Genomic DNA, 13412 nt, shown 5'->3' on the forward strand with positions numbered 1-13412 from the left:
GTGCGCAAAGCCACCGCGCCGACCGCGCCGGTGGAGGCGGGCGTCGTGGTCGTCCCGTCCACGACGGAGCCCGCCGCCGGGGCGCCGGTCGTGGAGCAGGCCGCCGAGGAGGCCGAGCAGGCGCCGGCGGAGGCCGAGGAGGCCGCCGCGGAGGCGGCGCGTGGCCCGGAGGAGGAGGCGGGCGCCGAGCCCGCCGCGGAGACCGGGGCCGCCCCCGCCAAGAAGGCCGCCCGCAAGACGGCCAAGAAGGCGACGGCGAAGAAGGCCGCCACCAAGACGGCCGCGGCCAAGAAGACCACCGCGGCGAAGAAGACGGCGGCGAAGAAGACCGCCGCCAAGAAGACGACGGCCAAGAAGGCGGCGACGAAGACCACCGCCAAGAAGGCCACGTCGAAGAAGACGGCGGCGGCCGAGCAGCAGGCGGCACCGTCCGTCTCGGCCTCCACCGACGAGGGCTGAGCCCGATCAGGGCCGATGCCCGTGGGTGTGCGGCCGGTCACGTGCGACGTACGTGACCGGCCGCACACCCCGGGCCCGGTTTGACCCCCTCGGCAAAGGCCCCGTAACCTTGACCGTCGGCGTGTCCACTGCACACGCCACATCCCCGTAAACCTCTTCCTTCCGGGCACGGGCCGTGACCGGGAGAGGCCGTTCGCGCGCGGGTCGCGCCGGGCGGCTGGCCTGCGGGGGTGCCGTTCTCCGAGCGAAAGTGAGATCCGCGTGTACGCCATCGTGCGCAGCGGTGGTCGCCAGCACAAGGTTGCTGTCGGCGACATCGTTGAGGTTGACAAGATTTCCACCGCCAAGGTTGGCGACACGGTCGAGCTCTCGACCCTGCTCGTTGTCGACGGCGACTCCGTGACCAGCGACCCGTGGGTGCTGGCCGGCATCAAGGTCCAGGCCGAGGTCGTGGACCACCACAAGGGCCAGAAGATCGACATTCTGCGCTACAAGAACAAGACCGGCTACCGCCGTCGTCAGGGCCACCGCCAGCAGTACACGGCGATCAAGGTCACTGAGATCCCCACGGCTGCGAAGTAAGGGACTGAGGAGAGATGGCACACAAGAAGGGCGCATCGTCCACTCGGAACGGTCGCGACTCGAACGCCCAGCGGCTCGGCGTGAAGCGCTTCGGCGGTCAGGTCGTCAACGCGGGTGAGATCCTGGTTCGCCAGCGCGGCACCCACTTCCACCCGGGCGCCGGTGTCGGCCGCGGCGGCGACGACACGCTGTTCGCGCTGCAGGCCGGTGCGGTGCAGTTCGGCACCAGCCGTGGCCGCAAGGTCGTGAACATCGTTCCGGTTGCCTGAATCGACTGATTCGGCACCGAACGCTTCGCGAGGCGGACCTCACTTCCCGGGCGGGAAGCGGGTCCGCCTTTCGCGTGTTGGCACTAAGACATACGTGTAACACAGAGACACACACCGCATTACTGGAGGCACTGAACCATGACCACCTTCGTGGACCGCGTCGAGCTGCACGTCGCCGCGGGTAACGGGGGCCACGGCTGTGCCTCCGTCCACCGTGAGAAGTTCAAGCCGCTCGGCGGCCCGGACGGCGGCAACGGCGGACGCGGCGGGGACGTCATCCTCACCGTCGACCAGTCCGTGACCACGCTGCTCGACTACCACCACTCGCCGCACCGCAAGGCGACCAACGGCAAGCCCGGCGAGGGCGGCAACCGTTCCGGCAAGGACGGCCAGGACCTGATCCTGCCCGTGCCGGACGGCACCGTCGTCCTCGACAAGGCGGGCAACGTCCTCGCCGACCTCGTCGGTCACGGCACCTCCTACGTCGCCGCCCAGGGCGGCCGGGGCGGGCTCGGCAACGCCGCCCTCGCCTCCGCCCGCCGCAAGGCGCCCGGGTTCGCGCTGCTGGGCGAGCCGGGGGACCTGCGGGACATCGTGCTGGAGCTGAAGACCGTCGCCGACGTGGCGCTGGTCGGCTACCCGAGCGCGGGCAAGTCCTCGCTGATCTCGGTGCTCTCCGCCGCCAAGCCGAAGATCGCCGACTACCCGTTCACCACGCTGGTGCCGAACCTCGGCGTGGTCACCGCGGGCTCGACCGTCTACACCATCGCCGACGTGCCCGGACTGATCCCCGGCGCCAGCCAGGGCAAGGGCCTCGGCCTGGAGTTCCTGCGCCACGTGGAGCGGTGCAGCGTGCTGGTGCACGTGCTGGACACCGCGACGCTGGAGTCCGACCGCGACCCGGTCTCCGACCTCGACGTCATCGAGGAGGAGCTGCGGCAGTACGGCGGGCTCGACAACCGGCCGCGGATCGTCGTGCTCAACAAGATCGACGTACCGGACGGCAAGGACCTCGCCGAGATGGTGCGGCCGGACCTGGAGGCGCGCGGCTACCGGGTCTTCGAGGTGTCCGCGGTCGCGCACATCGGCCTGCGGGAGCTGTCGTTCGCCCTCGCCGAGCTGGTCGCGAAGGCGCGCGCCGCCAAGCCGAAGGAGGAGGCGACCCGGATCGTCATCCGGCCCAAGGCCGTGGACGACGCGGGCTTCACCGTCACGCGCGAGGAGGTCGGCGGCGAGCCGCTGTTCCGGGTGCGCGGCGAGAAGCCGGAGCGCTGGGTGCGCCAGACCGACTTCAACAACGACGAGGCGGTCGGTTACCTCGCCGACCGGCTCAACCGCCTCGGTGTCGAGGAGGAGCTGATGAAGGCGGGTGCCCGCGCGGGCGACGGCGTCGCCATCGGCCCCGAGGAGAACGCGGTCGTCTTCGACTGGGAGCCGTCCGTCATGGCGGGTGCCGAGATGCTCGGCCGGCGCGGTGAGGACCACCGCCTGGAGGAGCAGCGGCCCGCGGCCCAGCGGCGCCGCGACCGCCAGGCCGAACGCGATGACGCGCAGCGCGAGTTCGACGACTTCGAGCCGTTCTAGACGGCGGCGGCCCCTCCGGGGCGCGCCGGGGTGAACTCCGGGGAAACTCGCGGCGCATGGCAGGGCAACCAACCCCTCGGGCCGTGAGTCGAACAGGGCGTGCGAAGAGGATCTTGGTCCTTTCCGCCGTCAACTGCCCGTTCGATCCCCGGAGTCGTCGTGTCCCAGCCCGCAGCGCGCCGCCTGAGGCGCACCGTCGTGGTCGCGCTCGCCCTGCTCGCCGCCGGCCCGGCCACCGGTCTGCCGGCGGCTCAGGCCGCGGACGGCGTGCGCGCCGTACGCCAGGACTTCAACGGTGACGGATACGAGGACGTGGCCGTCGGCGCGCCCGCCGCCACCGTGGGCGGCAAGGCGAAGGCCGGGTACGTCGCCGTACTGTACGGGGCGCCGGAAGGTTTCGGCGCCGGCAAGAAGGTGTTCCACCAGGACTCGCCGGGCGTGCCCGGGACCGTCGAGGCGGACGACCGCTTCGGCGAGACCCTGACCGCCGCCGATCTCGACGGGGACGGCCTCACCGATCTGGTCGTCGAGTCCCGTGGCGAGAAGTGGGAGTCCGGTGGCGTGCCCCGGGACGGCAACCGGACCGTCCTGTGGGGCGGCCCGGCCGGGTTCGCCTCGGGCAAGGTGCTGCCTCCCGTCGGGAACTCGTCCCACCAGATGGGCAGCTCCGTCGCCGGTGACTTCGACGGGGACGGGCGGCAGGACCTCGTGCACGGCGGGCACGTGTCGTACGGCCCGCTGGGCCGGGACGGCGTCGCGGCGCGCGTCCAGGACATCACCCTGGTCGAGGGCGACATGTACTTCGCGGGGATGGCCGCCGGTGACACGGACGGCGACGGAGCGACCGACCTCGTCACCATCGCCCGCAGCTACGACTGGGATGACGAGGGCGACTACGGTTACCGCATCGACCGCCTGCGCGGCGGCCGGGACGGTCTGAGTGAACCCCGCAGCGTGCCCGACGCCGCGGGCCGGCCCATCCACCCCGAGGGCGATGTCTCCGCCGTGGCCCTCGGCGACCTCGACGGCGACGGCCGGGACGACATCGTCACCGGCGGCGAGGCGCTGAACATCGTGCGCGGCACCGCCGACGGGGCGACGGGCACCGACCCCCGCGTCATCACCCAGGACAGCCCCGGTGTGCCCGGTGCGCAGGAGGCCGGCGACGGGTTCGGGCGGGGCCTGGCGACCGGCGACGTCGACGGCGACGGCTACGACGACATCCTCGCCGGGATCCCCTTCGAGGACTTCTCCGGGCTGAAGCGGGCCGGCACCTTCGCCGTCGTCCCCGGCGGCGCCCAGGGGCCGACCGGCGCCGGGACCAAGGTGTTCAGCCAGAACACCGCCGGGGTGCCGGGCACCGCGGAGTCGTCCGACTGGTTCGGCGAGCGGGCGGCGCTGGTCGACAGCGACGCCGACGGGCGGGCCGAGCCGGTCGTCGCTGCACTCGGCGAGGACCGGTACGCCGGTGCCGTCTGGGTGCTGCGGTCCTCCTCCGCGGGCGTGCAGACCGCCGGTTCCTTCTCCTTCGGCGCGCGGACCCTGGGCACCGTCAAGGCGGGCGCGCGGCTGGGAAGTTGGCTGACGTCCTGAGTGCGGTCGGCCACCCGTCCCGCTTCATCGACGTAACGACGCAACAACGTAACGACGTAACGATGCAACGACGTCTCGACGTCTCGACGTATCGACAGGAGTCACAACAGATGACCAAGCGCAGCACGTTCCGGCGCGCCGGCCTCGCCGTCGTCCTGGCGGCGACCGGTGCGGGCGTCGTCCCCGCGGCCCAGGCCTCGGCCGCCGGGCCGGCCGCCGCCGCCGTCGAGCGGAGGGACGACTTCAACGGGGACGGCTACGCCGACCTCGCGGTGGCGGCGCCGGACGCGACCGTCGACGGGAAGACGAAGGCCGGTTTCGTGGCCGTGGTGTACGGCGGCGCGAGCGGGCTGAACACGGCGACCAGGCAGGTCTTCACCCAGAACGGCGCGGGCATCCCGGACGACGCCGAGGTGAACGACCGGTTCGGTGCCGCGGTGACCACGGCGGACCTCGACGGGGACGGGTTCACCGACCTGGTCGTCGGCGTGCCCGGCGAGGACACCGTCCCGGGCGTCGACTCGGGGGCGGTGCAGGTCGTCTGGGGCGGCGCGCAGGGCCTGTCGGGCGGTGCCACGGTGGCGACCGGCGACTCGGCGTACGACGCGGTGGGCGACCGGGGCCGCCTGGCCGCCGGGGACTTCGACGGCGACGGCGTGACCGAGCTGGCGACCGTCGACGACAACTGGAAGCTGCTGCAGACCGAGGGCCCGTTCCGGCGGGACGGTTCGGCGGGCGGCGGGCAGCGGTTCGTCACGGACGACTCCGACCCCCGCTACCTGGACATGGCGGCGGGCGACGTCGACGGCGACGGCATCCTCGACCTGGTGGCGACCGCTCACCACGGCGACGAGTACGACGCCCGGCACATCAAGGTGTGGAAGGGCACCCCGGACGGTCTCGCCGCACCCGAGGTCGTGGTGAACACCCGGGGCTACGCGCTGCAGGGCGGAGAGGCCCTGGACCTGGGTGACGTCAACGGCGACGGCATCGACGACGTGGTCGTCGGCCGCCCGGTCGACGGCTACGACAGCGACGTCGACCTGCCGCTTGCAAACGGCGGCATGGTCACCTTCGTGCCGGGCACCGCGAACGGCCCCGACGGCACCAAGGCGCAGAGCCTCAACCAGGACAGCGCCGGCGTCCCCGGCGCCGCCGAGGCCGACGACGCCTTCGGCAGCGACGTCTCGGTCGCCGACGTCAACGGCGACGGCTACGCGGACGTCTCGGCGGGCGTCTTCGGCGAGGACTACGACGGTCTCACCAATCCGGGGTCCGTGGTCGTGCTGCGCGGCGGCGCGGGCGGCCTGACCGGCACCGGTGCCGTGTCGTACAGCCAGGACACCGACGGCGTGCCGGGCGCCGCGGAGAGCGGTGACCAGTTCGGCCGGGCCACCCGCCTGCTCGACGCCAACGGTGACGGCCGCGCCGAACTGGCCGTGGGCGCGCCGGGCGAGAACACCGGCTCCGGTTCGGTGTGGGTCTTCCGGTCCACCTCCGCCGGGGTCACCCCGACCGGCTCGGTCACCTTCGGGCACGGCACCCTGGGTACGGTGGCCGCCAACGCCGGGCTGGGTTCCGGGTTCGCCCACTGACCACCTGGCTCACGACCCGTCGCGGTGAGGGCGGCTCTGTCTCCCGCGGCGGGTTCCGTGTCCCCGCCCGTCTCCCATTTGTCATGCACGCGCTTCCTCGCGTTCAGCGCCCGGACCGACCGGACAGAGAGCTTCCGGAGTGTCCAACAGGCCGCTGTGGCAAGGGAGTTCCCGCGATGACCGGAGTGACCGCACCAGGACCCGTACCCGCCTCCCCCGACCGACGCCGCTTTCTGACCGCGGGCGCCGCCGTGCTCGGTGCCGCCGCCTCCGCGCAGCTGTGGCTGCCGGCCGCCGCGCGCGCCGCCGAATCCCCGCTGCCCGACGGCGTGTTCAGCCTCGGTGTCGCCTCCGGTGACCCGCTGCCCGACGGGGTGGTGCTGTGGACCCGGCTCGCCCCGGACCCGCTGAACGGCGGCGGCATGCCCGACCGGGCGGTGGCCGTGGAGTGGGAGATCGCCGAGGACGAGCGGTTCGCCAGAGCCGTGCGCCGGGGCACCGCCCAGGCCCGGCCCGAGTACGGGCACAGCGTGCACGTGGACGTCCGCGGCCTGCGCCCGGGCCGCACGTACTGGTACCGCTTCCGGGCCGGCGGTCAGCTCTCGCCCGCCGGCCGCACCCGCACCGCCCCCCACCGCCACAGCTCCGGCGGCTCGGTGCGGCTCGCGCTCGCCTCCTGCCAGAACTGGCAGCACGGCTGGTTCACGCCGTACGCCGACATGCTCGCCCAGGACCCCGACGTGGTCCTCTTCGTCGGCGACTACATCTACGAGTCGGTCCCGTCGGCGACGGCGCCGCGCCGCCACGAGGGCACCGGGGAGCCGTACACCCTGACCCAGTACCGCAACCGGTACGCCCAGTACCGCACCGACCCCGACCTCGCGGCCATGCACGCGGGCGCGCCCTGGGTCGTCACCTTCGACGACCACGAGGTCGACAACGACTTCGCCGGACAGATCCCGCAGGACCCCGACAAGCAGTCCCACGACGCCTTCGTGGCCCGGCTCACCGCGGCCTACCAGGCGTTCTACGAGCACATGCCGGTCCGCGCCACGGCGATCCCGAACGGCCCCCACATCCGCATGTACCGCCGCCTGGAGTTCGGCCGCCTCGCCCGGCTCAACGTGCTCGACACCCGGCAGTACCGCAGCGACCAGGCCACCAGCCAGGCCGGGGCCATGGACCCGTCGCTCACCATGCTCGGCGCCGGGCAGAAGCGCTGGCTGCTGGACTCCCTGCACCACTCGCCGGCGCGCTGGAACCTCATCGCCTCGCAGATCATGATGGCCGAGACCGACCTGCTGGTCGGCGAGGGCAAGCAGTGGTTCTACGACGCCTGGGACGGCTACCAGGCCGAACGCAACCAGTTCCTGGAGGAGTTCCGCAGGGTGCGCAACCCGGTGGTGCTCACCGGCGACCGCCATCTGACGATGGTCAGCGACCTCAAGGAGGACTTCGCCGACCCGGACTCCGCGGTCGTCGGCGCCGAGTTCGTCGGCACCTCCATCTCCAGCAACGGCGACCAGGACCAGGCCGCCTTCCACCGCGAGTGGGACCCGCGGCTGCCGGACAACCCGCACTGGAAGCTGCTCGACGCGCACCGCGGCTACCACCTCTTCGACGTGCGCCGCGACGGCATCGACGCCCAGGTGCGCGTCGTCGACACCGTGCGCCGGCCGCAGGCGACGCCGCGCACGCAGGCGAGGCTGCGGGTGGACGCCGGACGCCCCGGCGTCCACCTGGTCTGAGCGCCTTTCACCACCACCCGAGAACGCCCCGGGACCGACGGTCCCGGGGCGTTGCGCGTTCGCTCCCGGAATCATTCCGACACCGAATTGCCGCGCAATCTTGATCTCGAATTCGGTGCCAAAGGGGCTGCCGGGGGAGCTGTTGTGAAGATCCGTGGCGGCGGCTGTGTACTTACTCACAGCACATTTGCGGCCCGTGGCCCCAGCTGCGGGAACCACTCGCCAATCACCATGCGTACAAGGTAAATGACAGGTTGCGCGCACATATGCGGCAGCGGTCGCTCACCTTGCATCGCGGTAACCACAAGTGGGAGCATTTCCAGGTTCCCAGTCGCCACAAGGTAGGTCACCTGTGTCCCAGCACATAGCCAAGCCCCGTACCACCGCAGTGATCCTGGCCGGTGGAACCGGTCAGCGTGTGGGTCTGTCGATCCCCAAGCAGCTGCTGAAGATCGCCGGCAAGGCAGTCATCGAGCACACCCTGACCACCTTCGAGAAGGCCGACTCCATCGACGAGATCATCGTCCTGATGGCGCCGGGCTACGTGCCGGACGTCGAGAAGATCGTCGCGAAGGCCGGGTTCACCAAGGTATCGAAGATCATCGAGGGCGGCTCGACGCGGAACGAGACCACCGAGCGCGCCATCGCCGCGCTCGGCGAGGGCCTGGCCGAGGGCGAGGACCTGAACGTCCTCTTCCACGACGCCGTCCGCCCGCTGCTCTCCCAGCGCGTCATCGACGACTGCGTCGCCGCCCTGGAGCGGTACCAGGCCGTCGACGTCGCCATCCCGTCCGCGGACACCATCATCGTGACCCGGACCCACGGTGAGGACGGCGAGTTCATCACCGAGATCCCGGACCGCTCCCGGCTGCGCCGCGGCCAGACGCCGCAGGCCTTCAAGCTGTCCACCATCAAGCGGGCCTACGAGGTCGCGGCCGGCGACCCCAACTTCCAGGCAACGGACGACTGCTCGGTCGTGCTCAAGTACCTGCCGGACGTGCCGATCCACGTCGTCGCGGGCGACGAGTACAACATGAAGGTCACCCAGCCCGTCGACGTCTTCATCGCCGACAAGCTCTTCCAGCTCGCCTCCACCGCCGCGCCCGAGCAGAACGGCGAGGAGGCCTACCGCGAGCTGCTGACCGGCAAGACCGTCGTGATCTTCGGCGGCTCGTACGGCATCGGCAAGGACATCGCCGAACTCGCCGAGTCCTACGGCGCGACCGTCTACGCCCTCGGCCGCTCCACCACCGGCACCCACGTGGAGAACCCGGAGGAGGTCGACGACGCGCTGTCCAAGGCGTACGCCGAGACCGGCCGGATCGACTACGTGGTCAACACCGCCGGCGTGCTGCGCATCGGCAAGCTGGCCGAGACCGACAACGCCACCATCGAGGAGGCGCTGAAGGTCAACTACCTGGCCCCGGTGCAGATCGCCCGCTCCTCGTACAAGTACCTGGCCGAGACCAAGGGCCAGTTGCTGCTGTACACCTCCAGCAGCTACACCCGCGGCCGCGCCGAGTACAGCCTGTACTCCTCCACCAAGGCCGCCATGGTGAACCTCACCCAGGCGCTGTCGGACGAGTGGGCCGGCGACGGCATCCGCGTCAACTGCATCAACCCGGAGCGCACCGCGACGCCCATGCGTACCAAGGCCTTCGGCCAGGAGCCCGCCGGCAGCCTGCTCTCCTCCGAGGCCGTGGCCCGCACCTCGCTCGACGTGCTGCTGTCCGAGCTGACCGGCCATGTCATCGACGTGCGCCAGCAGGACCCGACGGCGGCCGCGGGCAGGGCCTCCGGCTTCGAGCAGGCGCTCGCCTCGGTCCTCGACCGCCAGAGTGGCATGTAACATTCATCAGTAAATAGGTGCGGAATTCAGGCCTCTGTGCGCTTCCCTTGGTGGAGCATTCACAGAGGCCTGTATCCGTAGTCGACAAAACCGGCATCCCCTCCCAGAGCAGGTTTTTCTCCGTGATTTCCACCGCTATACGCGTCGCCCGGGTGGGCAGCGCGGCCGAACTGGCCGCGGCGGTCCTGGTGCTGCTGGGTTTCCCGGCGCTCATGCTGGCCGCGCTCGTCCCGAGCGTCCCCGCCTTCGCGGCCGCGGCAGCCGTGACGTACCTGGCGGACCACTATCTGCACCGCAAGGGCAGCTACCTGATCAACCGCCTCAGCAAGGTGCGCGCGGGTCTGTCGATCCGCTTCCTGATCCGGCAGCTGCTGCTGATCCTGCTGCTGGCCCGGCTGTCGCTCTCGGACGACCTGATCTTCTACGGCGCGGTCGCCTGCTTCATCGCCTTCTACGGCCTTCAGGCCCCGCACGGCGCTCTGGTCACCCTGATCCGCAGCCGCCGCCGGATGCCGGTCGCCACCCGCAACGTCGACCTCAAGTCCCGCATCCGCATCCCGGACGCCCCGCCGCGCAGGCTGCTGCACCGCTCCGCGGAGAAGATGCTCCACCTCGACCTCGCCGCGGTCGTCGGCGTGCTGGTCGCCGCCGCCTTCGACGTGCCCGCCGCCGGGTTCGCCGGCGTCGGCCTCACCCTGCTGCTGGGCGTCGGCTACGTCCTCGTGCTCGCGCCGTACGTCCGCGGCCGCAAGATCCCGCCGCGCGCCGAGACGGTGCTCGCCGCCGTCGACGACTGGCTGCGCGAGTACCGCCCGGAGACGGTGCTGTACTTCTCCGGCTCCAAGGACTCCGCGTACCAGGTCAACATGTGGCTGGAGACCATGGAGAACCTGGACTCCAAGCCGCTGATCATCCTGCGCGAGCGGACCATCCTCGACCGCATGGCGCCCACCACGGTCCCCGTCATCTGCGTGCCCGGAGGGGTGCACCTGATGAACATGGACCTGTCCACGGTGCGCGTCGCGCTCTACGCGGCGAACGTCGGCAAGAACATCCACATGCTGCGCGTGCCCACCATGAAGCACGTCTTCATCGGCCACGGCGACAGCGACAAGCTGGCCAGCGTCAACCCGTTCAGCAAGGTCTACGACGAGGTGTGGACCGCCGGCCGGGCCGGCCGCGACCGCTACGCCATCGCCGACGTCGGCGTCCGCGACGAGGACATCGTCGAGGTCGGCCGCCCGCAGCTGGCGCCGATCCAGCCCTGGCGGGGCGTCCCCGAGGGCCGCATCCCCACCGTGCTGTACGCGCCCACCTGGGAGGGCTGGGACGGCAATCCCGGCAACACCTCGATCGTGCTGGCCGGCGAGAACATCGTGAACCGGCTGATCACGGCCGACCCGCCGGTGCGCGTCCTGTACAAGCCGCACCCGTTCACGGGCACCGTCAGCAAGGACGCCAAGGCCGCCCACCAGCGCATCGCCGCCCTGGTCGAGAAGGCCGCCGCCGAGCGCGCCGCCGACCCGCGCTTCGCCGCCGACAGCGCCGCCCAGGCCGCCGCGAAGGCCGAGCTGGCCCGCATCGAGGCCCGCCTCGCCGAACTGACCGGCCGCGGCGGCGAGAAGCGCGACGAGGCCGAGGCGACCCGCGACGGCATGGTCGACGTGCCCACGTTCCAGGAGATCGCCCGGCTGCGCGCCGAGTGGAACCACGCCTACTGGCGGGCCTTCCCGAGCTGGGAGCACCGGGTCATCACCGGCGCCGAGCCGCGCCTGTACGACTGCTTCAACGTCTCCGACGCGATGGTCTCCGACATCTCGTCCGTGGTCTCCGACTTCATCGCCAGCGGCAAGCCGTACGCCGTCACGGACTCGGCCGAGGTGGGCGTCGAGGAGTTCAAGCGGCAGAACACCGCCGTGCGCGCCGCGGTGATCCTCTCCAACAGCGCGGCCGAGCTGGGCGAGCTGCTGGCCGCGGTGCGCGACCCGGCCGCCGACCCGCTGGCGGAGGACCGCAAGGAGCTGAAGCAGTACCTGCTGGGCCCGGACGAGCCGAAGTCCATCGTCCAGTTCAACACCGCGGTGGCGAACCTCGCGCTGAAGGCCGAGACGCGCAACCTCGGCCAGCAGACCCGTCTGCTCGCGGAGGCGGCGGTGCCCGGGCAGCGGGTGGCCACCAGCGGCGAGACGGACGGTGTGACGGCCGGCTGACACCGCCCGCCCCGTCGATTTCGGCCCCCGAGGGACTGCCCTCGGGGGCCGAACCCGTTCCCCCGTCACCCTCGTACTGTGAGGTGTCTCACGAAAGGGTGAAGGTGGGACAACCGCTTGCCGCCACCACCCGTCTATCAGGTAGCTAATAAGGAGATACGGGAGGAATTTCCCGTTGACGAGGGGGAAATGTGCCCGTGACGCAGCCTGATGTCAGCGTGATCATCGGGGCGTACGAAGCCATGCCGTACCTGGTCGAATGCCTCGCGTCGGTCGAGGCACAGACCATCGACCCGGCACGCATGGAGGTCATCGCGGTGGACGACGGCTCCACCGACGGCACGGGGGAGTGCCTGGAGGAGTTCGCCGCCCGCGCGCCCATGCAGGTCACCGTGATCCGCCAGGAGAACTCCGGCGGGCCCAGCGGCCCGCGCAACGTCGGCCTCGCCAAGGCGGCCGGACGGTACGTGTTCTTCCTGGACGCCGACGACCGGCTCGGCCCGGAGGCGCTGGAGCGGATGGTCGCCATGGCCGACCGCAACGGCACGGACGTGGTCCTCGGCCGCGTCGAGGGCATCAACCGCACGCCGCCGAAGTCGATGTGGGGCAAGACGCTGGAGCGCACCGACGTCTTCTCGTCCAACATCAAGTTCACGCTCAGCGCGCAGAAGCTGTTCCGGCGCGAGCTGCTGACCCGCCACGACATGCGGTTCGACGAGTCGCTGTGGACCGGTGAGGACGCCCTGTTCACCATGGAGGCGTACCTGCGGGCGAACGGCGTCTCCGTCCTCGCCGACTACACCTGCTACTACCTGGTCGGCCGCGAGGACGGCAAGCACGTCACCAAGACCGGCAGCTACACCCTGCGCTTCGACTCCGCCCGCGCGCTGATGAAGCTGATCGCGGACATGGTGCCGCCGGGCGAGCGCCGCGACACGCTGATGGTGCGGCCGTTCCTCATCACCCTGCTGCCACAGTTCGGACCCAGGTTCCTCAAGGACGACGAGGAGACCAGGCGGCACAAGTTCGAGCTGGCCAAGCCGCTGATGGACGCCCACTGGACGGAGAGCGTCGCCCGCCGCCTGAAGGTCGAGGAGCGGCTGCGGCTGCACATGGTGGCCGAGCAGCGTCCCGATCTGCTGGTCGGCATGCTGGAGTTCCTCAAGTCCAAGAAGCAGGTCCCGGCCGTCCTGGAGAACAAGGGCCGCCGCGTCTACCTGGTCTACCCGTACTTCCGCGACCGCGGCGCCGGCCTGCCCGACTCGCTCTACCTCGCCGAGCCCCGCGAGGCCCGCGCCTTCCAGGGCTACCGCGAACCCACCACCACCGCCTCCCTGCTGCGCCGCGCGCTCCGCAAGGCCCGCCGCATGCTGCGGCGTTGACTCCGACGGGGTGGGAGCGGGGCGCCAGGCCGTTCGCCTCCTGCCCGCTCGGCCTCGCCGGTGCCCCGACGCAGCTCACATTCCACCCACGCGTCGGGGCCCTGCCGGGCAGGAGCTCGAAGTTCGACGAGGCTGCGCGCC

Annotated in this window: 10 protein-coding genes; all 10 read left to right on the top strand. The window is 71.2% G+C overall.

Annotated features, from left to right (window positions below; translation table 11 throughout):
• On the top strand, positions 1–459 hold a 459-nt coding region (locus AB0K92_RS11280; RefSeq protein ID WP_365921650.1), incomplete at its 5' end, for a hypothetical protein.
• Positions 460–720: 261 nt separating this feature from the next.
• A complete protein-coding gene (gene rplU, locus AB0K92_RS11285) occupies positions 721–1041 on the top strand; it encodes a 50S ribosomal protein L21 (RefSeq protein WP_004001309.1) in 321 nt (106 codons plus the stop codon).
• Positions 1042–1055: 14 nt separating this feature from the next.
• Complete coding sequence (rpmA, locus tag AB0K92_RS11290; protein WP_073938528.1) at positions 1056–1310, top strand: 50S ribosomal protein L27; 255 nt, start codon at positions 1056–1058, stop codon at positions 1308–1310.
• Positions 1311–1448: 138 nt separating this feature from the next.
• Positions 1449–2894, top strand: coding sequence for a GTPase ObgE (gene obgE, locus AB0K92_RS11295; RefSeq protein ID WP_365921652.1), 1446 nt, complete (start codon positions 1449–1451; stop codon positions 2892–2894).
• Positions 2895–3053: 159 nt separating this feature from the next.
• Positions 3054–4487, top strand: coding sequence for a VCBS repeat-containing protein (locus tag AB0K92_RS11300; protein WP_365921654.1), 1434 nt, complete (start codon positions 3054–3056; stop codon positions 4485–4487).
• 110 nt (positions 4488–4597) lie between these two features.
• Positions 4598–6082, top strand: a complete 1485-nt coding sequence (locus tag AB0K92_RS11305) for an FG-GAP-like repeat-containing protein (RefSeq protein WP_365921656.1) — start codon at positions 4598–4600, stop codon at positions 6080–6082.
• A 176-nt stretch (positions 6083–6258) separates the two neighbouring features.
• Positions 6259–7830, top strand: coding sequence for an alkaline phosphatase D family protein (locus AB0K92_RS11310; protein ID WP_365921658.1), 1572 nt, complete (start codon positions 6259–6261; stop codon positions 7828–7830).
• A gap of 352 nt (positions 7831–8182) precedes the next feature.
• Positions 8183–9679 carry a bifunctional cytidylyltransferase/SDR family oxidoreductase gene (locus tag AB0K92_RS11315; protein ID WP_365921660.1) on the top strand — a complete coding sequence of 499 codons (1497 nt, stop codon included), beginning with the start codon at positions 8183–8185 and terminating at the stop codon, positions 9677–9679.
• Positions 9680–9801: 122 nt separating this feature from the next.
• Positions 9802–11889: a hypothetical protein gene (locus AB0K92_RS11320; protein WP_365921662.1), complete on the top strand. Its 2088-nt coding sequence runs from the start codon at positions 9802–9804 to the stop codon at positions 11887–11889.
• A 191-nt stretch (positions 11890–12080) separates the two neighbouring features.
• Positions 12081–13271 (top strand): glycosyltransferase, encoded by a 1191-nt coding sequence (locus tag AB0K92_RS11325; protein ID WP_365921664.1) that lies wholly within the window; start codon positions 12081–12083, stop codon positions 13269–13271.
• Positions 13272–13412: the final 141 nt, after the last annotated feature.

The organism is Streptomyces sp. NPDC052687, from assembly GCF_040678395.1.
GTDB lineage: Bacteria > Actinomycetota > Actinomycetes > Streptomycetales > Streptomycetaceae > Streptomyces.